Below are 22,001 nucleotides of genomic sequence, written 5' to 3'. Positions count from 1 at the left end.
CCCCCTAGCTCTGCAGCGGGTCGGACCGGCGCGCCGATTGCTGCGCGGATGGCGGCCCGGCCGGCTGCGCGGATGGCGGCGCGGCCGCCTGGCGCGGCTCCAGCAGCACTCTGGCCACCTCGCGCACCCGCGGATGCTCAGGGTCCTTACGGTCCGCCTCGCCCTTCTCCCACCGGATGGCCAGGCCGTTTACGGTGTCCTCAAGTGTGGCCAGGTTGTTGTCGAACCAGGGGCCCTTCAAGCCCCGCCACATGAACGGGGGCTCAGGCACCTTGATGGAGCGGGCCACCAGCGCACCGACGGGAGTGGCCACGCCGTAGGACATGACCGCAGTGAAGGAGCGCATCAGCCGCGGCAGCGGATTGCGGATGGGCGAGCAGACCGCCTGGACGATCCGGCTGCCGGTGGAGCGCTGCACCTCGGAGGCGTAGGAGTAGTGCACGTCCCCGGAGAGGAACGCGATGATCGCGGGAGCGGGGCCGCGCCGACCGTCCGCTACCTCCTGCACCAGGCCGGCGACCTCGCGGAAGCTGTTCTGGAAGGCCGCCCAGTGCTCCAGGTCGATGGCCTGCCGCAGGCGTTCGCCGATCCAGCCGGCCAGCGGGCCCCAGGCCCCTTCGCTCATCGCCTCGTTCCAGGACTCGACATGGTGCAGGCCGGGAGGCAGCAGGAAGGGCAGCGACGTGCCGATCAGCAAGTGGCGGAACCCGCCTTGCAGCTGTTCGTCCAGCCACGCCAGCTCGTCCTCGTCCACCAGCGCCCGGCGTTCCGGGGCCAGCTCCCGGGCCGCCCGCGAGTCCACGACGATCAGCCGGGTGGAGCCGAAGTCCCGGCAGTAGCTCCAGCGGTAGCTGCGCGGCTCCTTATCGGCCCGGTCGGCGAAGGCTTCGAGGTCCTCGGTGAGGTCCAGCTCGCGGTCCCCGCCGTCGTCGTTCCCTGCCTGGTACGCGGCGATCCGCCGCCAGAGCGGGTCCGTCGCACGCTCCGCGGGGGAGAGGTTGCCCAGGTGCTGGTAGACCCAGTAGGAGGTCAGGCCCGCGACGATCCGCCCGTGCCACCAGGACGTCGCCTCCATCTTCCGCTTCCAGCTCAGCGAGGCGTTCCAGTCGTCGCGCACGTCATGGTCGTCGAAGATCATCGCGCTGGGCACCGTGGAGAGGAGCCAGCGGTTGGCTTCATCCGAGTAGGCCAGCCGGTACAGCTCCGCGTACTCCTCGTAGTCCTTCAGTTCCTTGCCCGGGGGCTCCTTGATGTTGCGGCGGGCTCGGATGAACTTCTGCATCTCCTTGGTGGTCGAATCCGCGTAGACCTGGTCGCCCAGGAACAGCAGCAGGTCCGGCCACCGGTGCTCCGGCTCGCGGGCCAGCCGGAGCGCGAAAGCCCGCAGCGAATCCACGCCGTGGGTGCGGTTGCCGGACTTGCCGTGGTCGGTGCTGGTGCGGCAGGATCCGAAGGCCAGGCGCAGCTGCCTGCCCGCGGCCAGGGTGGGGATGACGGGCGGCGGGAAAGGTGAGTCGAGCTCCGGCCAGGCCTGGAGCCCGTTGACTTCCAGGCTGTAGGGGATGGATGAGCCGGGTTGCAGTCCGTCGACTTCCACCAGGGCGTAGTGGTGCCCCCGCACACTGAAGGTGCGGGCCTGCCAGCTGCGGGCCTCGGCGCGGACGACCACCCGGGCGGCCTCGCTCGTTTCCACCCAGATGCTCGCCGAGGTCTGGTCGACATTCCTCATCATTGGTCCGAGGACCAGAGGGGCTTTCCCCATGCATCAGTTGTACCCGCTGGGCAGGCAGTTCAACCAGCGCGGGGGCGGAAAATGCTACTGGTTTGGTTGCGGTGCGTCCTTGGGCAGCGCCGGCACGTCCTTCACATCGCTGTCGGGCTTGCCCGGCGCGGGCAGGACGTCGTCTTCGGGGAGCGAAGGTACGACGTCGGAGGGCTGCGTCTCGCGGGCATCCTCCAGCAGCTTTTTGGTTGCGTCGCCGGCCTCGGACGGAATGCTGCCGGGATCTTTGACAGCGCCATTGCCTGCCTGCTCCGGTAGCGGGGCAGGCTCTGCAGGATTGCCGGAGCCAGACTCTGAACCGGAGCCGGAGTTTCGGCCGGTTTCATCGGCGGAACGGCTGCCGCCGGAAGTTTCCTCCGCCTCTGCGCCGGAACCTGCGGTTCCACGGTCCGCCGCGCCGGTACCCGAGCTGTCGCCCGGGTTCCCGCCGGCGGGCTGCTGCGGCGCATCCGATTCCCCGGTCTTCCCATCGGTCGACGGCCCTGCCTGCCGGCCGTCATCCGACGGGTCGAAGAATCCGACCACCTGATCCACCGCGGTTCCGGCTGCGGCACGGAACTCGGGGCTCGCAGCGGCAACGCCGGAGACGCCCAGTCCGGTGGCGGCCACGACGGCCAGGCCCAGCGCCGCACCGCGCACTGTCCGGCGGCGGCGGAGCGGAATGACCTGCCCCGTGGGTGAGGACTCGGGTGAGGACTTCGGGGCGGCGGCAGTCCCGGCAGCGGACGTGACCGGCAGGACGGAGGTGGCCGGCGCTTCCGGGTCCGGCAGGACGGACGTGGCTGGCACTCCCGTGGCCGGCGCGGCTGCGGGGCCCATGAAGGCCAGCAGCTCGGGGGAGGGGGCGGTCTTCATGGGTTCGTGGCCCGCTGCCCGGAGCGCCATCAGCGAGGCCTCCAGCGGAGCCGTCTGCTGCAGGCCGGCTTCCTCCAGCAGGTGGCGGACGTCGTCGTCGTTATGGCTCACTGCACGGTTCATACCAGGGCCTCCTCCCGTTCAACGATCGATTTGAGTTTGAGCAGCGCCCGGCGCTGCAATTGCTTGATCGAGCCGGTGGACCGGCCCATGATTTCGGCGACCTGCTCCAGCGACAGGTCGGCCACTACGCGGAGCAGCAGCACTTCCTGCTGCTCCGGTTTCAGCTGCTTGAGCTGCTGGCCGATGCCGGTCGCGTCCAGCGCTTCGAGAGCGGCGGTCTCCGCCGAATCCACCGCGCGGACGTCCGTGTCCGGGTCGTAGCCGGAAACCTGCGGCTGGCGGGCGCGCCTGCGAACGGCGTCGACGTAGCGGGCGTGCGCCACGGAAAAGATAAACGTGCGCAGGCCTTGGAAGCCGCCGTGGACCGAGCCGATCCGCGAGAACACAGTGAGGAAGACTTCCTGGGCGGCGCCTTCGTGGTCCTCGAGCCCGCGGACCTTGAGGTAGCCGTTGACCCCGGGCGCCAGGGTTGCGTAGATCCGGCTGAAGGCAGCAGCGTCCCCGGACTGCGCGGCGGCCACCACGTCATCGGGAAGAGCTGAGCTCAAGACTGGGTCCTTACATCTGTTCGGGCGGGCGCGGGCGCCATCAAGTGTAGCGGCCCGCGCCCCGCCCGGACGCGGAATTACTTTCCGGCGTTGGCGCTGCCGGAGACGGACACGCCGGTCCCGGCGCGCAGTTCAGCGGCGTCGGTGCGGGCATCGATCTTCGCCTGGGCGTCGGCATTGGCGGACTCGGGCAGCTCCGGAGTGGCCGGGGTCGCGGGAACGGCGGGTTCGCCGTCGGTGCCCGGGATGGCCGGGGTCGCGGGAACGGCCGGGGTCACGTCGGCGCCCGCGCCGACCTCGGCGGCTGCCTCTTCGGCGGCAGCCTCGGTCTGTGCGTTGGCCTCGGCCTCGGCTTCGGCTTCGGCTTCGGCACCTTCTTCGTCGGCCTCAACCTCGGCGGCCGCGTCGGTCTTGGCCTTGGCCTCGGTCTCCGCGGGGGTCGCTGGAACGGCCGGAACTGCTTGCTCGGCGTCTTCGGCGGAAACGGCCGGGGTGGCGGGGACGGCCGGAGTCACGGCGCTCACGTTCTCCGGAGCGCTGGTCAGGGCCGGTGCGGCCACTGCTGCGCCGGCTCCGCCGACGGCGATGATGGCTGCCAGTGCGGCGCCCTTGGCGGGCAGGCTCAGGGTACGGAAACGGTTGGTCATGGATCTCCTCAATCATTGGCGACGGCGGCGCCACGGCTTCTGCCCGCGGCGTGCCCGTACACCCGACTAATCGAGGCGGGAGGGTGAAAGGTTACGGTTTCACGATGTTTTTTCGCAGCCCGTTACCCAGCAGCCCGTTACTCGAACGGGGAAGGGTCTCCCATGCCGCGCCGCACGATTTCCGCGTAGCCGTCCGAGAAGTCGACGACCGTGGTCGGCTCGGGGCCGCAGTCGCCCGAGTCCACCACGCCGTCCACCTGGTGCTCGAGCCGCTCCTTGATTTCCCAACCTTGGGTGAGCGGATCCTCCTGGTCCGGCAGCAGCAGCGTGCTGGATAGCAGCGGTTCCCCGAGCTCGTCCAGCACGGCATGGACCACCTTGTGGTCGGGGATGCGTACGCCGACCGTCTTCTTTTTCGGGTGCAGCATCCGGCGCGGCACCTCCTTGGTTGCCGACAGGATGAAGGTGTAGGGGCCCGGGGTAGCGGCCTTGATGCTGCGGAACACGTTGTTGTCGATGTTCACGAACTGGCCGAGCTGGGCGAAGTCCTTGCAGACGAGCGTGAAGTGGTGCTTGCTGTCGAGCTGCCGGATCAGGCGGATCCGGTCCAGTGCCTCGCGGTTGCCCAGCAGGGCCCCGAGCGCGTAGCAGGAGTCCGTCGGGTAGGCGATCAGCCCGCCGGAGCGCAGCAGCTCGACAACCTGCCCGATCGTGCGGGGCTGGGGGTCCTGCGGGTGTACGTCGAAGTATCTGGCCATGTCGAAAGCCTAGGGCCGGACCGCCGAAACGGGAACCTCAGGCCCACGGCCGGCTAGGCAAACCGGAAGGCCGGCAAGGGAAGGATCTGCCAGGCGCCGGCGTCGATCTCGTTCCCCGGCTCGCAGCGCAGGGAGGTGTCGTCGCGCAACTGGCTGACGGCGTCGTCCGCATTGACCGCGGGCCGCGCGAATGTGTGCACCAGTTCCCAATTGCCGGCCAGCAGCTCCGGGTTGTCCAGCGCCTCGGCCAACTGCTCGGCGAGGAGGCCCGGCTGGCCGCGGTAGATGCGCAGGGGCGGCGCGATGGCTCCGGGCAGCTGTTTCTGGAAGACGGCGAAATGCTCTCCGTGGGTAGTCAATGGATGCTCCTGACGTGCCGATGAAATATTCTCCAAGCTACTTCGGTTGTCGCCCCCGTGACTACATCGCAGAGAACCATGACCGAGTCTCCCCTCCTGTCCTTCCATGACGGCCGCACCATCCCGCAGCTTGGTTACGGCGTCTGGCAGGTCGAGGACCAGGTGGCTGAGAAGGTCGTCGGCGAGGCCTTCCGCGCCGGCTACCGCCATATTGACACTGCACGCATCTACGGCAACGAAGAGGGCGTGGGAAGGGCTATCGCCTCGTCCGGGCTGGACCGCAGCGAGCTGTTCATCACGACCAAGCTCTGGAACGCGGACCAAGGCTACGAGAGCACGCTGCAGGCCTTCGACGAATCCATGGAGCGGCTGGGCCTGGAAACCCTCGACCTCTACCTGATCCACTGGCTGCAGCCGAAGCAGGGCAAGTACGTGGACACCTGGAAGGCGCTCATCGAGCTTCAGCGGCGGGGCCGGGTGAAGAGCATCGGTGTCTCCAACTTCACGGTGGACGCCCTTGAGGAAATCATCGCGGAGACCGGCGTCGTTCCGGTCATCAACCAGGTCGAGACGCATCCCTACTTCAACCAGGCGGAGCTGCGCGCCTTCGAGGCGGACAAGGGTATCCTGCACCAGGCCTGGTCGCCGCTTGGCCAAGGCCAGGGCCTGCTCGAAGATGCGACGCTGCGCGCCATCGCGGACCGGCGCGGCGCTACTGCCGCGCAGGTCGTCATCGCCTGGCACCTGGCGCTGGGCAACGTGGTGATCCCGAAGACCGTCACGGCAGCCAGGATCGCCGAGAACTTCGGAGCACTCGACGTGGTGCTGGAGGACGAGGACATCGCCGCCATCGACGCGCTCGACAAGGGCGCGGCAGGACGCATCGGCGCGGACCCGGCCACGGCGGACTTCGCCTAGGCGGTACACGCCGAAACGGCGGAAACGACGACGACGGTGCCTCGATGCGCTAGAACGCATCGAGGCACCGCCGTCGTTGGTGGAAGTCGGGCCTAGTAGGCCTTGACGCGCTGGTCCACGATCAGGTGGATCAGGGCGAAGGTCTTGTCTTCGTCGATGGCCTTCAGCGCGGCCTGGACGGCGGCGGGGACGTCGGCATCCTGCTCGACGCGGACGCCGAAGCCGCCGAAGGCCTGCGCCATGAGGGCGAAGTCCGGGTTCTTCAGCTGGGTGCCGGAGATCCGCTGGGGGTAGTGGCGTTCCTGGTGGGTGCGGATGGTGCCGTATTCCTGGTTGTCCATGACGACGACCAGCGGGGTGGCGCCGTACTGGGCGGCGGTGGCCAGCTCCTGGCCGTTCATGAGGAACTCGCCGTCACCGGCGATGGTCACGACGCGGCGGCCGGGATGGGCCAGCGAGGCGGCGACGGCGGAGGGGATGGAGTAGCCCATGGAGCCGTTGCGGGCGCTGATCATCGAGGCGTAGCGCTCGGTGGGGAAGTAGCGGTGGGCCCAGTTGGTGTGCTCGCCGGCGCCGAGGGTGATCACGGCGTCCTCGGGCAGGGTGGGCACGAGGTTGGCGATCAGGGTGTCCATCCTGGCCTGTCCTGCGGAGGGCTCGGCCGGGGGCAGGGCGGCGAACTTCTCCTGCTCGGTGCGCATGCGCTGGGTCCAGGCCTTCCATTCTTCCTTGACCGGCATGTCCATCATGACCAGGTCGCGGACGAACACGTCGGGTTTGGCCACGATCTGCCAGGAGACCGGGCCGGAGCGGCCGCGCAGGGAGGGGTCGATGGTGACCAGGAAGTTCTTCTTTTCCCAGTCCTGCCGGACCAGGAAGCCGTCGGTGATGACGTCGCCCGGGACGGTGCCGACGAAGACCAGCAGGTCCGTCTCTTCGAGCAGGTCGTAGGTGGGCTTGGGCCGGCCATAGCCGATCGGGCCGACGTAGGACGGGGAGCTGAACGGGATGTTGCCCTCGCAGCGCCATTCGGCGGCGGCGGGGATGTTGTGCTCCTCGAGCCACTGGGTCAGCAGGGTGGCGCCCTCCTGGGTCCAGTCGTTGCCGCCGGTGACGAAGAGCGGCTTCTTGGACTCTTCCAGCGCCGCCTTCAGCGCCTTCCAGTCGGTGACGCTCATGCCGCCCGGGGCGACGGGGATCGCCGGGTGCAGGGTGGCGTCGACCTGTTCGCGGATGATGTCCTCGGGCAGGCCGACGACAACGGGCCCGGGGCGGCCGCTCATCGCGGCGAACATCGCCTCGGCGACGATCTCGGAGGCGCGCTCCGGGTGGTCGAGGACCATCACGCGCTTGGCGCCGGTGTCGAACCAGCCCTTGATGTCGAACTCCTGGAAGGCCTCGCGGTCGCGGTGCTCGAACGGGATCAGGCCCACGAAGAGCACCATCGGGGTCGAGTCCTGCCAGGCGGTGTGCAGGCCGACATGGGCGTTGGCCGCACCCGGGCCGCGGGTGACCATGGCGATGCCGGGCAGCTGGTTCATCTTGCCGTCGGCCTCGGCCATGTAGGCGGCGCCGCCTTCGTGCCGGCAGACGATCGTCTCGATCGGGGACTCGTGCAGGCCGTCCAGCACGTCCAGGAAGCTTTCGCCCGGGACGACGTAGGTCCGCTTGACGCCGTGCGCCAGGAGCGTGTCGACAATGACATGTCCGGCCGACTTCATCGATGTGCCGGACGCCGGCAAGGCCTCGGCCTGCTCCGCTGCGGTCTGCGTCATTCTGCTGTCCTTCTTTCCCCGTTGAACCAAAGTACTTTTGCGGGACGCGTCAATGTGCGGATGCATGATTTGCGCTCGCCCCGGTTGAGCAAAAGGTACAGCAATTAGCCGGCCGGACGCCGATGGGCAGGACACAGTGCAGTAATGATTGTGAGCGGGGCCATACTACCGGCCGGTATTCTGCGAACGACGGCGGCCTTCCGCAGCTTGCGCTTGGCGCCTTACCTTTCCAGCCGGAAACCCTCGGCCAGCGCGATCCGCCGGCCGCTGATTCCGGTGGGCACGATCTCCACGTAGGTCGTCTTCATCGTCGACGTCCACGGATGCAGCGGCATGGCCTCCGCCCTCGCCAGTTCCGCCTGCGTCTGCAGGATCCGTGCGGTGCCCTTCGCGACGACGGACCAGAACGAATGCAGCGACCTGCCGTCCGCCTCGAGTGCCACGGTGCTGTTCACCGTGGCCGCGGCGAGCTTCGTGCCCTGCCCCGTGCGGATGAGGATGCGCCGGTCGTGCGCCAGGAAGTTGACCGGATACAGCTCCGGGCGGTCCCTGACGCTCACCGCGAGCCGTCCGAGCATCGTGCCGATCAGCAGGTCCCAGCACTCCTCCGGGTCCAGCTCGAGCACGGGATTCTCCGGCCCGGGGAGCGGCGGTACCGGCGCGACCGGTGTGGAGTCGGGGAGTTTCGGCTCCGTGATGCCGGCCATGAACGGCCGGCGGTGCGGGCTCGTTGGATGCTGCTCGGACATGCCGGCTCCTTGCTGGGGTTCTCGGTCAGTAGCGTTCTTCGGGTCCGACGGCGATGCGGCGGCCGGTGATCTTATCCGGGCTGAGTTCCAGGAAGGCGCTGTCCGGAGCGAGGATCCAGGCCCGCAACCGGCGCTGCCGGACGGCCTCCAGTTCCTCGGGCCGATCGAGCTCCCTGACGGTGCCCTTGGCCATCACGCTCCAGACGGTGCCGGCCTCCCGGCCGTCCGCCTCCAGCGCGACGTGCTGACTGGAACGCCCGACGGCGACGAGCACGTTCTGCGGGCCGTGCACCAAGAAGGTTGTCCCGTGGGCCCAGAAGTTGACCGGGAAAATGTCGGGCTCGTTGCGGCGGCTGAGTGCCAGTCGCCCCAGCTGGGCACCGGCCAGCAGTTCCCGGCATTCGGCCTCGGTGAGGACCTGCACGGGGTGCTCGGCATCCGTAGTCCGCGGGAGGTCATTCATGCCGCCACTCTGCCACGGAACTCCGTCGGCTGAATAGGGCGGTGCTGCCCGGCGAAGGCCGGAGACTGCTGTCGGTCCCATCCAGTGGAAGGCGAGGCTGGGCCGCCTATGTGATGCACGCTACACTTCTGGGTTCATGAGCATGACGGCCAGGTCCCTGAAGTTCAGCACCACCGGCATCCCTGCTGCCAACCGCATGGAGCTGTGGGCACACCACAATGCCAAGGCGCTCATCTCGCTGGACATCCGCACCATGGACGAGGCCCCGCTGAGCGCGGCGGAGGTGAACCTGCATCTTCCGTCGCTGCAGTTCGCGCACGTCAAGGGCAGTCCGCAGGTTATCGAGCGCAACGAAAAGTACATCCGGCAGAACCCTATGGATGTCGTCGCCGTGTTCTTCGCGCTGGAGGGCGAGGCCTTCTTCTACTACCAGGGCGGCCTCGAGGCGCTCCGGCCGGGCCAGGCCGTGATGTGCGACGTGGACCGGCCGTTCATGCGCGGCTTCAGCAGCGGCGTGCGCGAAATGGTGCTGACCATTCCGCGCGAGGAGTACCGCGAACTCTCCGGCGGCCGGGACCTGGTCCGGCCGAAGGTGTTCGACTTCAACCGTCAGGGTGCCGCGGACCTGCACATGCGCGCCCTGGCGAAGCTCGTCAGCGGCACCCTGCGGGACCCGGCCGCCAACCCGCGGTCGGCCGAGCATCGCGCGCTCGAGCTCCTAGGCCTGTTGACCGCCGGCTGCCGCAGCGGCACCGGCGATGGATATCTGGCCGCCGCGAAAGCCTGCATCGAGGACCGCCTAGGCAATCCGGCCCTCAGCCCGGCGGTGGTGGCAGCCGCGGTGGGCGTCAGTGAACGCCACCTTGCCCGCATCTTTGCCGCGGAAAACGGGGAGCCGCCCAGCCATTACATTCTCGCCAGGCGGCTGGAGCTCGCCCGCAGCATCCTGGCCGATCCGCGCAGGAGTACGACGCCGGTCGGGGCCATAGCTGGCCAGACCGGATTCGCGTCCCAAAGCTACTTCAGCCGCGCCTTCAAGGCCCGCTTCGGCATGACGCCGGTGCAGGCGCGCAGGGAAGCCGCGACCCCGCCGTCGTAGTTTTTGCACTTGGCGGACGCGCTTTTTCACTCTCCCGCCGCATTCGCGGTCCGGCCACCCATGGGTCGATGTGACTTGGAACACTCATGACTGCCGGAAGGACAACCGGCGGCATGAAGGAGAGTGACATGACCACCACCAACCAGTCGTCGCCCGGTCCCCGCGGGCGGGCGGCCGGAACGTCGACGATCGATCCGCGGGAACTGCGCAACACCTTCGGCCAGTTCGCCACCGGCGTCACCGTGGTGACCTGCCGGTCCGCGGACGGCACACCGCACGGCGCCACCGTGAACGCGTTCACCGCGGTCTCGCTGGACCCGCCGCTGGCGCAGGTCACGCTGACCCGAAGCTCCAAGGCGGCTCAGTACCTCGAAGACGCGCCGTTCGCGATCAACATCCTCTCGCAGGGCCAGCTGGACGTCGCCTGGCACTTCGCCGGCAAGGCCCTGCCGGAGGAACCGGCCTGGACCCTCGACGGCGAGGTGCCGGTGCTGCTGGAGAACAAGGCCACCCTGGAGTGCCGGCCCTGGCGGATCTACGACGGCGGCGACCACATCATCGTCATCGGCGAGGTCCACAAACTCGAGGTCACCGAGCGGGACCCGCTGCTGTTCTTCGGCGGCAAGTTCCGCGAGATCGGGCCCCTGTCCGGTCCCAGCCCGTGGCACCACTGTGGCGATTCGCTGGACGCCGGCTGGTTCTCCGGCGCCGATTCCTTCAAGACCCTGGTCCACGCCTGACCTGCAGGCCGGGACCCTCCCCTAACCGCCGGCGGCAGCCGGCCCCTCCACCCCGCACGGAAGGAAGCACCACCATGACCGAAACCCTCGAGACGCAGGAAACCACCGCCGTCGATATGTCCGCCCGGACCACTCCGGCCAACCCGCTCAAGCCCCAGACCGGCGACGAATACATCGAGTCGCTCCGGGACGACCGCGAGGTCTGGATCTACGGCGAACGCGTCAAGGACGTCACCACGCACCCGGCCTTCCGCAACTCCATCCGCATGGTCGCCCGGCTCTATGACGGCTTCCACAAGCCGGAGACCGCCGACAAGCTGCTGGTTCCCACCGACACCGGTTCCGGCGGGCAGACGAATCCGTTCTTCAAGGCGGCCCGCAGCATCGATGACCTGAAGGCATCCCGCACCGCGATCGAGACCTGGGCCCGGATGTCCTACGGCTGGCTCGGCCGCTCGCCCGACTACAAGGCGGCGTTCCTCGGCACGCTCGGCGGCATGCCGGACTTCTACGAGCCCTACCAAGACAATGCCATCCGCTGGTACAACGAGTCGCAGGAGAAGGTCCTTTACTGGAACCACGCCATCATCAACCCGCCGGTGGACCGCCACCTGCCCACCGACCAGGTGGGTGACGTGTTCATGAAGGTGGAGAAGGAGACCGACGCCGGGCTGGTGGTCTCCGGGGCGAAGGTCGTGGCCACGGGCTCGGCCATCACGCAGTACAACTTCATCGCGCACTACGGGCTGCCGATCAAGAAGAAGGAATTCGCCCTGATCTGCACCGTCCCGATGGACGCACCCGGCGTGAAGCTCATCAGCCGCGCCTCGTACAGCCAGCAGGCCGCCGTCATGGGTACCCCCTTCGACTACCCGCTCTCCTCCCGCCTGGACGAGAACGACTCGGTCTTCGTCTTCGACAAGGTGCTCGTGCCATGGGAGAACGTCTTCGCCTACGGGGACGTGGAAAAGGTCAACAACTTCCTCCCGCAGACCGGCTTCCTCAACCGCTTCACCTACCAGGGCGTGATCCGCCTGGCGGTGAAGCTGGACTTCATCGCCGGCCTGCTGCTCAAGGCCCTGGAGATCGCCGGTACCCAGGACTTCCGCGGCGTCCAGGCCCGCGCCGGCGAGGTCATCGGCTGGCGCAACATGTTCTACGCCCTCGCCGACGCCATGGCCGCCAACCCCGACCAGGGCCCCAACGGCACGGTCCTGCCCAAGCTGGACTACGGCCTCGCCTACCGGATGTTCATGGCGACCGGCTACCCCCGGATCAAGGAAATCATCGAGCAGGACGTGGCCTCCGGCCTGATCTACCTCAACTCCTCCGCCCTGGACTTCAAGACCCCCGAGATCCGCCCGTACCTGGACAAGTACATCCGCGGGTCGCACGGCATCCAGGCCATCGACCGGGTCAAGCTCATGAAGCTGCTCTGGGATGCCATCGGCACCGAGTTCGGCGGCCGCCACGAGCTGTACGAGCGCAACTACGCCGGCAACCACGAGAACGTCAAGGCCGAGATCCTGTTCGCAGCGCAGGCCCAGGGCCACACCGACATGATGACCGGCTTCGCGGACCAGTGCATGAGCGAGTACGACCTCGACGGCTGGACCGTACCCGACCTGATCAACAACGACGACGTCAGCATCTTCCTCAAGAACCACTGACCTCGGCCGGACCCGAGCACGGCCAACACGCCGGTGCCCCGCCCCTCGGAGGCCGGGCACCGGCGTCGTTGTTGTCCGACCAGGCTCAGCACCACCGCCGGTCCCAACCCGCCACCAGCCGCTACTGCTCCACCTGCGCGATGCCTGCGACGCCCGCCTCGATATGGACACTCGCGGCGGTGTGGAGGGGCGCGCCAGGCCGGCTGACGTAGGGGACCACCTTGTAGTCGCTGCGCCAACTGGCCGGGGTCAGCTCGCAGCGGACGTAGCCGCGCTGTGAGTTATGGAATTTCATGTGCGGATTCTCCTGCAGCCAGACCAGGCCGAGGTCGTCCATCGGCTTGCCGTCGCGGCCGGAACTGATCGACGTGCCGAGGAACTCGGTCCCCACGGTCGCCGAGGACGGGTCGTTGAAGTCGGTCTTCAGGTCCGCCGCGGCGCTGCGGTGCGCGTCGCCGGTGAGGATGACGAAGTTCTCCACGCCCTGGTCCCGGACGCCGTCGAAAATCCGCTGCCGCGCTGCCGCGTAGCCGTCCCACGTGTCCAGCCCGAAGCGCGTTGGCTCGCCGGCTTCGTGGTCCGCCTGCATGGCGAAGATCTGGTTGCCCAGGACGTTCCAGGTGGCCTGTGACCGGCCGAGCCCGTCCAGCAGCCAGTCCTCCTGCGCGGCCCCGAGCATGGAGCGGTCCGGATGGAGGCGGTCGGCCTGCTCCGCGACCTGGTCGTCGCGGTACTGGCGGGTGTCAATCATGTTGATCTCCGCCAGCCGGCCGAACGCGAGCCGCCGGTAGAGCTGCATCTCCGCCCCGTTCGGCTTGGAGGCCAGGCGCAGCGGCTGGTTTTCATAGAACGCCTGGAAGGCTGCGGCACGGCGCTGCAGGAAGACCGCCGGATCCTGGTCCGGTTCCTTGTCCACCTGCGAAATGCTCCCGGCCCAGTTGTTCTCCACCTCGTGGTCGTCGACCGTGACCAGCCACGGCGCCGCAGCGTGGGCGGCCTGCAGGTCGGCGTCCGCCTTGTATTGGCCGTAGCGGACGCGATAGTCGGCTAGCGAGAAGATCTCCGCCACGGGCAGGTGGCCGCGGCCGATGCTGCCCTGCCCGCCGGTCTCGTAGATATAGTCGCCGAGGTGGATCACCAGGTCCAGGTCCTCGTTGGCCATGTGCCGGAAGGCAGTGAAATAGCCGTCCGGGTAGTTCTGGCAGCTGGCGAACGCGAAGCTGAGCGAGGCAAGCGCCGCGTCGGGGGTCGGCGCGGTCCTGGTCCGTCCGGCCTGGCTGACGAAGCTGCCCACTCGGAAGCGGTACCAGTACTCGCGGTCCGGCCGCAGCCCGTTGACCTCCGCGTGCACGCTGTGGCCGAGCTCCGGCACCGCGTGTTCCGTCCCGGCCTTCACCACGCGGGCGAAGGCCGGGTCCTCCGCGACCTGCCACGTGACCGGGTAGCTCGACGCCGGCATGCCGCCGCTGCCGTCGGGTGCAATGGGGTCCAGGGCCAGGCGGGTCCAGAGCACGACGCCGTGGGGCAGGGGATCGCCGGAAGCGACACCGAGGGTGAAGGGATCGGACGCAAAACGGGGATCGGCGACGGCGGGGGCCGACGACGCCATCATGCCCGCGGCAATGGCCACGGCGCCCCCGCCGGCCAGGGTCAGGAATCGGCGGCGGTCGGGCAGGAACAGGGGAGAGGGCATGGCAAAGCTCCTGGATGCTGGGGGAGTGATGCTGGGGAAGGAACTGCCTCTCCAGTACTTCGCACGGAAGTGAATGGTTCTATCCCGCCGAGTAAATCTCCGGCGTCCCCCAGGAAGCCGCCCCTGAACGTTTGGCGACGCCGGTGAACGCAAGGTTCCGTACCGGACGGGTCGCTGAACCCTAGGCCAACACTCGCCGAACCTGCCGGGTTCCGTGGCTCCGCCACCGGGCGCCGGCCCTACGTTGTGGCTGTGAATGACTCCTCCGCACCAGCAGCAACCGCCCCCGAGACACCTTCCGCCCCTGATGCCCCTTCCGCCCGCGCCGCCGCACCACTCGTGCGCCACCTGAAGCGTAGCGCCCTCGCGGCCGCCGCGACCCTGGCCGCCGGTGGCATCGTGCTGCCCCTCGTCCTGCCCGGTACCGCCGTGGCCGGTTCCGGCTCCCTCCCCGCCGTGACGTCCTCCCTCCCTGCCGCCAACCGCGGCGCGCTTCCGGACGCCCCGTTCCTGGACCTCGGCGCAGCCAGCCTTTCCGAAACGCGGACCGCCCGGGAGCTCGCGCCGGGCGTGACCCATACCGCGATTGCCCGCGGCACCGGCAACGAGCAGTTGCCCTGGACCGTCGAAGTGAAGCTGCCCTCCGGCGTCGCTGGCGTTGCGGATGCAGCGGTGAGGGACGAGGACACCGCCCGCCGGGTCGCCGGCGAGCTGGCCGCTTCCGGCATCGAGGCGCGGGTGGAGCGCGTCGTGTCCGAACGGCTCGCCGATTCCGGCGGCGACCTCGGCTACCGTGTCCGGGCCGGCGAGTTCGGCAGCCGCGAGGACGGCGCCGGCACGGTGGCCCGCATCAAGACGGCCGGCTATGCCTCAGCTGTTTGGTATACCGGCTGGGACGGGGACTCCGCCGGCGCCAATCAGCAGCAGGGCCCTTGGAACCTCGAGGTCCTGACGATCGACCCGAAGGAGTTCGACGGCGAGCTCGCGGCGGCCTTCGGACCGGACCTTGAGCAGCGCGAAACCACGAGCCAGTTGGCCGCCGCTGCCGACGCCCTGGCCGCGGTGAACGGCGGCTTCTTCGTGTTCAACGCCTCCCACGGTGCAGAGGGTGATCCGGCCGGTGCCGGAGCCTACAACGGCAAGGTGCTCAGCGAGGCCGTCGGCGACCGCCCCTCGCTGGTGATCGACGGGCCCAAGGCCCGCGCCGCCGTCGAACGCCTCACCTGGCAGGGAACCGTCGCCGCGGGGGGAGAGGAGCTGGCGCTGGACGGGATCAATCGGGTGCCCGGCCTGGTCCGCAACTGCGGCGGCACCGACGACCAGCCGACCGAGGCGCCGAAACACGACGCCACCTGCACCGACGCGGACGAACTGGTCGCGTTCACCGCCGATTTCGGGTCCGCGACGCCATCCGGTCCCGGTCTCGAGGTCGTCCTGGACGCGAGGGGCAAAGTCACGGCCATCAACGGCAGCCGCGGCACCGCGGTCCCGGCCGGCGGCCGGACAGTCCAGGCCACGGGCGGGGACGCCGACCGCCTGGCGAAGCTGGCACGGAGCGGGACGCCCCTGAAGGTCAGCTCCGCGTTCGCCGGCGCGGACGGCAAGGACCTGCGGCTGGACAAGGACAGCCACGTGGTCAACGGCGGCCCGCTGCTGCTGCAGGACGGCGAGCTCATGGTCACCGCCGAGCGTGACGGCATGGTCCACGCCGACAACCCGGGCATGTTCTACGGCTGGGTCCACCAGCGCAATCCCCGCACCATTGCGGGCGTGGATGCGGCTGGCCGGCTCATGCTGGTCACCGCCGACGGTCGGCAGACCTCGGCGCTCGGCCTCAGCATCCACGAGGCCGCCGCGGTGGCCAAGTCGCTGGGCATGGTCGACGCCGTCAACCTCGACGGCGGCGGGTCCACCACTATGGTTGCCGACGGCGAAGTGGTCAACGTGCCCTCCAACGACGGCGGTGCCCAGCGGGCCGTGGGCGACGCCCTGCTGGTGCTCCCGTCCCGGAAGTGAGCCAGTAGCCGGTGCCTTGGAGGACGCGCGGGTTCGCGCCGGATGCAAAAGTGCCTGCGGCCGGATCTGCCGCTTTGGGTGTTGGGCCGGCATGATGGGCGGTATCGTAAGCAACCTGACTAATTGATGCATCTTACGTCAGGACCCCACCGTCGAAGGAGAAGCAATGAGCACCAAGGTCGACAAGCGAATCCTCGTCAATGTTCCAGTCAGCACCGCGTACAACCAGTGGACGCAGTTCGAGGATTTCCCGCAGTTCATGGGCGGAGTCAAGAGCGTGACCCAGCTGAGCGACGATCGGCTGGAATGGGTCGCCGAGATCGCCGGCGTCAAGCGGCGCTGGGAGGCCAGGATCCTGGAGCAGGTTCCGGACCGCAAGGTGGCCTGGGCCGCGACTGAGGGCGCGACCAACGCCGGCTCCGTGGAGTTCGAGGACGTGGGCGGCGGCCAGACGTCGATCAGCCTGTCCCTCGAATACGAGCCCGAGGGCCTGGTCGAAAAGGTCGGCGACAAGCTGCACGTCGTCGAAAAGCAGGCCGAGGGCGACCTCGAACGCTTCAAGGAGTTCATCGAGTCGGAGCGGTACGCCACCGGCGCCTGGCGCGGCTCCGTCAATGAAGGCGCAGCGGTCGGAACGCCCGGCACGGAAGCTGCCGCAACGTCGCTCGGTGATTCGGGCAAGGCGGGTATCTCCGGCAAGGCCGCTGCCGCCGGCGTAGCCGCGGCGGGTGCGGCAGCCGCGGGCGTGGCAGCAGCAGCGGCAGCCGGGAAGAAGGACGACGACGAGACCGTGGTCGTCACCGAGGAAGTGCTGACACCGCCCGACGCGGTCGTGGTGGAAACGGAGAGGACGGTCATCGAGGGTAACGATCCGGACCTCGGGACTACGCAGGGGCGGACCGGGCACGTCGATCGGGGCGACACCCTGAAATAGTCCGGTTGGTCCTAGTGGACCGGCACAGTCGCTCCAGGCCCGCGGTTTCCATAACCGCGGGCCTGGGGCGTCTTTTTTCTCAGATTCGCGCCTCGTGGGGAATCAGCGGCTTTTCGGCGCGCACCTTCATCTGCTGCACGGCCCAGGTGTTGCCGTCCGGGTCGCTGAAGCCGAAGAAGGTGCCCCCGTCGCGCGGGTCGATGACGGAGATGTCGCTGCATTCCACGCCGCGGCCCAGCAGCTCCTCGCGGGCCGCCTCTGCATCCGAAACCACCAGCTGCAGGCCGCGGAGCGAGCCCGGCGCCATGTCGCTTTGCCCCGGCAGGTTCCCGATGACGATCGAGCAGCCGGAGCCGCGCGGAGTGAGCTGCGCGAAATCCATTTCCCCGTGCACGGTGTGGTGGTCCAGGGCAAAGCCCAGCTGGTCCCGGTAGAACCGGATGGCCCGGTCGATATCGCTCACGGGGACGATGACAACTTCGAGCGTCCAGTCCAATGGAGGCTCCTTTCCGGCGGTTCAGCTGGCCTGCGCCAGGAGGGTGTCGAGTCGATCGTAGCCTTCGGTCATGCCACGCTCCATCCCTTCCTCCAGGTAGTGTTTCCGGGAGTCCAGGTCGGGGAAGACGGAGCGCCCGGTGAGCCGCGACCGGCCGCCCGGCAGGTCCTCGAACCTGGTGTATTCGAGGGTGACGACGTCCGGCCAGCCCTCGTATTCGAAGGTGTTGAGGATGAACTCGCCCTCCCGCACGTTGTGGACTGTGCCGCGGAAAGCGTACTCGACGCCGTCGTGCCCGTGCTGGACGAAGCGGAAGGACCCTCCCGCCCGATAGTCGTGCTCGTCGATCCGGGTGGTCAGGCCGTGCGGGCCGATCCACTGCAGGTACAGCTCCGGGTCGGTGTGCGCGCGGAAGACGGCGGCGGCCGGGGCGTCGAACTCGCGCTCATATTCGGTGTAGGGCAGGCCCTCGGGATTCCTGACGGTCAGTGCGTTGCTCATGGTGTGCTCCTCTCCAGTGTCCGGTCCGGCACCCGGGCCGGGCGCCGGCGTCGTTGTTTCAAGACACCCGCTGCGCGGCGAGCAGTTCGTCCAGGCGCTCGTACCCCTCGCTCATGCCGCCCTCCATGCCGGACTGCGCCATGCCATCCCTCGCCTCGAGGGTGGGGTAGACGGCGTGTCCGACCAGGCGGCAGCGCCCTTCGCCGAGGTCCTTGAAGGTCATGAATTCGATGCTCACGACGTCCGGGTAGCCGCCGAACTCGAAGGTCTGGACGGCGAGCTCGTTCTCGCGGACCGTGTGGAAGATTCCGCTGAAGGTGTACGGCGTCCCTTCCGGATCCGTGTGGATGTAGCGGTAGCTGCCGCCGGTTCGGAAATCGTAGTGCTCCACCTCCATGTGCAGGCCGCGCGGCCCGAGCCACTGCTTGAGGAGGGCCGGGTCCTTGTGGGCGCGGAAGACGTCGGCCACGGAAAAGTCGAAATCGCGCTCGTAGTCGATGAAGGGCAGGTGTGCCGGGAGATCGAGTTTCAGATCGTTGCTCATGGTCATTCCTTAAGTTGCGGGCCGCCGGCGGCGGCTTGGGAGCGAAGGACGGCGTCGAGGCTCCTGAACTGCGCCTCGCGGACCAGCCGGTACTGGTCGATCCACGACGTCAGCGCCTCCAGCCGGGCGGGATTCAGGTGGACGGGCCGGCGCTGTGCCTCGCGGGTGCGGGTCACCAGCTGCGCCTGCTCGAGGACCTGGATGTGCTTCGAAACCGCCTGCTTGGTGATCTCAAACGGTTCCGCCAGTTCGTTGACTGTAGCGGGCCCCCGGCTGAGCCGGGCGATGATGCGGCGGCGGACCGGGTCGGCCAAGGCCATGAAAGCCAGGTCGAGGGTGCCGTCGTCCGTGTCCATTAGTCAACTTCCTCATTTATCAACCAATTGGTTGACTATGAATCTACTCCCGGCACTCCCAAGGGTCAAGAGGCACGACGATGGGATTTGGGCTGCGTGCCAAGGGCAGGCTTTTGGCCGTGCCGGGTTGCGGCTGGGGGTACGTGGCGCCGCCCGACCCGGCGTGCGGTTGGGAAACCCCGACCGTCCGATGCGGGTGGTGCATTGTGGTGGAGGGGAGGAAGCTGGGGGTTGTTGGAACGAACGACAGGCACCTGCCAGTGAAGGAGTCTTGAGCATGTTGTCCGATACTTCCACCCCCGTTATCAAGGCGACGCTCCCCGTAGTGGGGGAGAACATCCAGGAGATCGCCAAGCGCTTCTACCAGCACATGTTCGGCGAGCACCCGGAACTGCTGGACGGGCTGTTCAACCGCGGAAACCAGGCGGACGGCCGTCAGCAGCAGGCGCTAGCGGGATCGATCGCCGCGTTCGCCACCACGCTGATCGAGAACCCGGACGACCTGCCGGACCACTTGCTCTCGCGGATCGCGCACAAACACGTGTCGCTCGGCCTGCGCCCGGACCAGTACCAGATCGTCCACGACAACCTGATGTGGGCCATCGTGGACGTGCTGGGCGAGGCCGTGACCGAACCGGTGGCCAAGGCCTGGGACGAGGTCTACTGGCTCATGGCCAACCTGCTGATCAACAAGGAACGCGGGCTCTACGACGCGGTCCACCTGCAGCCGGACACGGTCTGGCGGACCTGGCGGGTGGCGGAGCGGATCGAGGAGTCCGCCGACGTTGTGACATTCGTGGTGGAGCGGACGGACGACCGGCCGGTCAAGCCGTCGCTGCCCGGGCAGTACGTGACGCTTAAGCAGCTGATGCCGGACGGCGTGCACCAGCCTCGGCAGTACAGCCTGACCCGGGCCGACGACGGCGAGCACCGGCAGTTCGCGGTCAAGCGGGTGCACGAATCCGGCAAACCCGACGGCGAGGTCTCGACCCTGCTGCACCGGGACATCAAGGTCGGCGACGAACTGGTGCTCTCGGCACCCTTCGGCGATGTCGTGCTCGAGTATTCGGACCGGCCCATCGTGTTCGCCAGCGCCGGCATCGGCATCACGCCGATGGCCGGAATGCTCTCGCACCTGGTCAAGGACGGCTCGACCCGGACCGTGGTGCTGTTCCACGCCGACCACTCCGAGGAGACGTTCGCGCTGCGCAACCAGGTCACCGAGGACCTGGCGAAGCTCCAGTACGGCTCGATGGCAGTCTGGTACGAAGAACCGGGCCACCGGACGCAGGAGGTCGAGGGCGTCAATGTCGGCTACATGGACCTAACCGACACCGAACTGCCGGCCGACGCCGAGTTCTACCTCTGCGGCCCGCTGGTCTTTATGAAGGCCGTCCGCAGCGCGCTCATCGCCCGCGGCATCCCCGCGAAGGACATCCAGTACGAAGTGTTCGGCCCGGACCTCTGGCTGGCCGACTTCGAATAAGCCCTTTGCCGGCTTCCAAGAAGCCAGGTGCCGGCCCCGCCGCGCCCGGATCAGCCGCGTCCTCGATCCGTCAGTGAAGGCGGGTCGAAGATCCAGGGTTCCCGCGGGAGCCGTGCCGGATCGAAGGACGGCAGCGCGTCCGCCAGCGTTCCCGGCGGGAGGCCGAGCGAGGCCAGGATGAGGTGCCGCACGTCCTCGGCGCCGAGCCCGGCCAGGGCCAGGGATGCGAGGGTGACGGCGCCGTCGCGTTTGGCGAGCCGCCGGTGGTGTTCATTCAGCGCCAGCGGTACGTGCGCGTAGTGCGGGCCCGGCAGCCCCAGCAGCGAGGCGAGGTAAGCCTGGCGCGGGGCCGAGCTGAGCAGGTCGTCCCCGCGCACCACCTGGTCGATGCCCTGCTCGGCATCGTCGACGACCACGGCGAGGTTGTAGGCGGGGACGCCGTCATTGCGCAGCAGGACAAAGTCGTCCACGGTGCCGGTGAAGTCTCCGTGCAGCTCGTCGGTCACGGTGTACTCGGTGACCGAGGCCCTCAGCCGCAGGGCCGCGGGACGTTCCTGCCGCCGTCGTTCCCGTTCGCGGTCCGTGAGGTTGCGGCACGTCCCGGGGTAGGCGCCCGCCGGCGCGTGCGGAGCGCTCGGGGCCTCGGAGATCTCCCGTCGGGTGCAGAAGCATTCGTAGACCAGTCCGGCCTCTGCCAGCTGCACCACGGCGCGTCGGTAGCGGGGCATGCGGTCCGTCTGGCGGGCCACGTCGCCGTCCCAATCGAGTCCGACGGCGGTGAGGTCGGCTAGCTGCGCGGCTTCGGCTCCCGCGCGGGCGCGGTCCAGGTCTTCTATCCGGAGCAGGAAGCGGCGGCCGGTGCTGCGGGCGAACAGCCAGGCGAGGACGGCGGTGCGCAGGTTCCCCACATGCAGATCGCCCGACGGGCTGGGGGCGAAGCGGCCGGCGCCGCGGTGGGTCTGGGGCACGGTCACTAGTCTACAAAGCGGCTCCCGGTGCCTGTGCCGGGAGGCCCCGGTGAAGGCGGCGGGACTTAAGGCCCTCCCCGCCGTCACAGTTCCGTTACATGCTTAAACGACGTGACAAGGACCGGTCGAAGCGTGGGCGGCTGGTTCATCCCCAGCACGAAATTCATGGACTCATCATTGGAGCGAAGATGCCCTTCCTGACAACCCGCCCGTCGCAGTCCGGACCGATCCGCCTGGCCACCCCGCAGCGTCCATTTTGTGAGGCCTGCGGGAGCGATGAATTCCTGGTCTACGAGGAGTTTGTCCCGGCCCGAGTGCTGACGGCCGGCGCCGCCAAGCCGGCCGAGGCCAGCTATACCTGCATCGAATGCGGCCAGTTTTCCGCACACGCGGTCCCGGACGGCTGGGAACCGCCCGGCTGGTTCTGGTACGCCTGAGGGCGGCCGCGCCGGTCATCGGCGGCGTACGAGAGCCCGTCCGGGGCGTCGCCTTATGCCCTTGCGGCGCGTCCGACCGGCTG

The 22,001-nt window shown here is 68.4% G+C and carries 23 protein-coding genes; 8 read left to right on the top strand and 15 right to left on the bottom strand.

Features of this window, described 5'->3' with window-relative positions; all coding sequences use genetic code 11:
• Positions 1-4: 4 nt before the first annotated feature.
• The 6 genes from OC550_RS02940 to OC550_RS02915 form a co-directional block, all read right to left on the bottom strand.
• Complete coding sequence (locus tag OC550_RS02940) at positions 5-1,762, bottom strand: alkaline phosphatase D family protein (protein ID WP_262103810.1); 1,758 nt, start codon at positions 1,760-1,762, stop codon at positions 5-7.
• A 54-nt stretch (positions 1,763-1,816) separates the two neighbouring features.
• On the bottom strand, positions 1,817-2,761 hold the full coding sequence (locus OC550_RS02935; RefSeq protein WP_262103809.1) for a hypothetical protein: 945 nt from the start codon (positions 2,759-2,761) through the stop codon (positions 1,817-1,819).
• A complete protein-coding gene (locus tag OC550_RS02930) occupies positions 2,758-3,309 on the bottom strand; it encodes an RNA polymerase sigma factor (protein ID WP_262103808.1) in 552 nt (183 codons plus the stop codon). Before OC550_RS02930 ends, OC550_RS02935 begins: the two co-directional genes overlap by 4 nt.
• 77 nt (positions 3,310-3,386) lie before the next feature.
• On the bottom strand, positions 3,387-3,956 hold the full coding sequence (locus tag OC550_RS02925; RefSeq protein ID WP_262103807.1) for a hypothetical protein: 570 nt from the start codon (positions 3,954-3,956) through the stop codon (positions 3,387-3,389).
• 137 nt (positions 3,957-4,093) lie between these two features.
• A complete protein-coding gene (locus OC550_RS02920) occupies positions 4,094-4,714 on the bottom strand; it encodes an L-threonylcarbamoyladenylate synthase (RefSeq protein WP_262103806.1) in 621 nt (206 codons plus the stop codon).
• A 53-nt stretch (positions 4,715-4,767) separates the two neighbouring features.
• Entirely contained in the window at positions 4,768-5,073 is a 306-nt protein-coding gene (locus OC550_RS02915) for a hypothetical protein (RefSeq protein WP_262103805.1), read from the bottom strand.
• A gap of 78 nt (positions 5,074-5,151) precedes the next feature.
• Between OC550_RS02915 and OC550_RS02910 the strand changes: the two genes are divergently transcribed.
• A complete protein-coding gene (locus OC550_RS02910; protein WP_262103804.1) occupies positions 5,152-5,991 on the top strand; it encodes an aldo/keto reductase in 840 nt (279 codons plus the stop codon).
• 92 nt (positions 5,992-6,083) lie between these two features.
• Here the strand turns inward: OC550_RS02910 and OC550_RS02905 are convergent, their stop codons facing one another.
• The 3 genes from OC550_RS02905 to OC550_RS02895 form a co-directional block, all read right to left on the bottom strand.
• Entirely contained in the window at positions 6,084-7,766 is a 1,683-nt protein-coding gene (locus tag OC550_RS02905; protein WP_262103803.1) for a thiamine pyrophosphate-dependent enzyme, read from the bottom strand.
• A 221-nt stretch (positions 7,767-7,987) separates the two neighbouring features.
• Positions 7,988-8,515 carry a pyridoxamine 5'-phosphate oxidase family protein gene (locus OC550_RS02900; protein WP_262103802.1) on the bottom strand — a complete coding sequence of 176 codons (528 nt, stop codon included), beginning with the start codon at positions 8,513-8,515 and terminating at the stop codon, positions 7,988-7,990.
• Positions 8,516-8,540: 25 nt separating this feature from the next.
• Positions 8,541-8,978 (bottom strand): pyridoxamine 5'-phosphate oxidase family protein, encoded by a 438-nt coding sequence (locus OC550_RS02895; protein ID WP_262103801.1) that lies wholly within the window; start codon positions 8,976-8,978, stop codon positions 8,541-8,543.
• Between the two features lie 136 nt (positions 8,979-9,114).
• Here OC550_RS02895 and OC550_RS02890 point away from each other — a divergent pair, with 136 nt between their 5' ends.
• From OC550_RS02890 to OC550_RS02880, 3 genes are all read left to right on the top strand, one after another.
• Positions 9,115-10,077: an AraC family transcriptional regulator gene (locus tag OC550_RS02890; protein WP_262103800.1), complete on the top strand. Its 963-nt coding sequence runs from the start codon at positions 9,115-9,117 to the stop codon at positions 10,075-10,077.
• A gap of 128 nt (positions 10,078-10,205) precedes the next feature.
• Complete coding sequence (locus tag OC550_RS02885) at positions 10,206-10,817, top strand: flavin reductase family protein (protein ID WP_262103799.1); 612 nt, start codon at positions 10,206-10,208, stop codon at positions 10,815-10,817.
• A gap of 74 nt (positions 10,818-10,891) precedes the next feature.
• Entirely contained in the window at positions 10,892-12,487 is a 1,596-nt protein-coding gene (locus tag OC550_RS02880) for a 4-hydroxyphenylacetate 3-hydroxylase family protein (protein ID WP_262103798.1), read from the top strand.
• A 121-nt stretch (positions 12,488-12,608) separates the two neighbouring features.
• Here the strand turns inward: OC550_RS02880 and OC550_RS02875 are convergent, their stop codons facing one another.
• On the bottom strand, positions 12,609-14,180 hold the full coding sequence (locus OC550_RS02875; RefSeq protein ID WP_262103797.1) for an alkaline phosphatase: 1,572 nt from the start codon (positions 14,178-14,180) through the stop codon (positions 12,609-12,611).
• Positions 14,181-14,432: 252 nt separating this feature from the next.
• On the opposite strand from OC550_RS02875, the gene OC550_RS02870 reads away from it, so the two are divergent.
• Together OC550_RS02870 and OC550_RS02865 are read left to right on the top strand one after the other, a co-directional pair.
• Positions 14,433-16,196: a phosphodiester glycosidase family protein gene (locus OC550_RS02870; RefSeq protein ID WP_262103796.1), complete on the top strand. Its 1,764-nt coding sequence runs from the start codon at positions 14,433-14,435 to the stop codon at positions 16,194-16,196.
• Positions 16,197-16,362: 166 nt separating this feature from the next.
• Positions 16,363-17,130, top strand: a complete 768-nt coding sequence (locus OC550_RS02865; RefSeq protein ID WP_262103795.1) for an SRPBCC family protein — start codon at positions 16,363-16,365, stop codon at positions 17,128-17,130.
• Positions 17,131-17,209: 79 nt separating this feature from the next.
• Here the strand turns inward: OC550_RS02865 and OC550_RS02860 are convergent, their stop codons facing one another.
• Genes OC550_RS02860 through OC550_RS02845 form a run of 4 tightly spaced genes read right to left on the bottom strand, consistent with a single transcriptional unit; the run spans position 17,210 to position 19,027 of the window.
• Positions 17,210-17,626: a VOC family protein gene (locus OC550_RS02860; RefSeq protein WP_262103794.1), complete on the bottom strand. Its 417-nt coding sequence runs from the start codon at positions 17,624-17,626 to the stop codon at positions 17,210-17,212.
• A 21-nt stretch (positions 17,627-17,647) separates the two neighbouring features.
• On the bottom strand, positions 17,648-18,127 hold the full coding sequence (locus OC550_RS02855; RefSeq protein WP_262103793.1) for an SRPBCC family protein: 480 nt from the start codon (positions 18,125-18,127) through the stop codon (positions 17,648-17,650).
• A 58-nt stretch (positions 18,128-18,185) separates the two neighbouring features.
• Positions 18,186-18,671, bottom strand: coding sequence for an SRPBCC family protein (locus OC550_RS02850; RefSeq protein WP_262103792.1), 486 nt, complete (start codon positions 18,669-18,671; stop codon positions 18,186-18,188).
• A gap of 2 nt (positions 18,672-18,673) precedes the next feature.
• Positions 18,674-19,027: a helix-turn-helix transcriptional regulator gene (locus OC550_RS02845; protein WP_262103791.1), complete on the bottom strand. Its 354-nt coding sequence runs from the start codon at positions 19,025-19,027 to the stop codon at positions 18,674-18,676.
• 277 nt (positions 19,028-19,304) lie between these two features.
• On the opposite strand from OC550_RS02845, the gene OC550_RS02840 reads away from it, so the two are divergent.
• Positions 19,305-20,513 carry an FAD-binding oxidoreductase gene (locus OC550_RS02840; RefSeq protein WP_262103790.1) on the top strand — a complete coding sequence of 403 codons (1,209 nt, stop codon included), beginning with the start codon at positions 19,305-19,307 and terminating at the stop codon, positions 20,511-20,513.
• 50 nt (positions 20,514-20,563) lie between these two features.
• Here the strand turns inward: OC550_RS02840 and gluQRS are convergent, their stop codons facing one another.
• A complete protein-coding gene (gene gluQRS, locus OC550_RS02835) occupies positions 20,564-21,481 on the bottom strand; it encodes a tRNA glutamyl-Q(34) synthetase GluQRS (RefSeq protein WP_262103789.1) in 918 nt (305 codons plus the stop codon).
• A 188-nt stretch (positions 21,482-21,669) separates the two neighbouring features.
• On the opposite strand from gluQRS, the gene OC550_RS02830 reads away from it, so the two are divergent.
• A complete protein-coding gene (locus OC550_RS02830) occupies positions 21,670-21,918 on the top strand; it encodes a hypothetical protein (RefSeq protein WP_262103788.1) in 249 nt (82 codons plus the stop codon).
• Positions 21,919-22,001 lie beyond the last annotated feature (83 nt).

It is taken from the genome of Arthrobacter sp. Marseille-P9274 (assembly GCF_946892675.1).
GTDB lineage: Bacteria > Actinomycetota > Actinomycetes > Actinomycetales > Micrococcaceae > Crystallibacter.
Note: the sequence above shows the minus strand (reverse complement) of the source record. Positions and strands in the feature narration are given on the sequence as shown.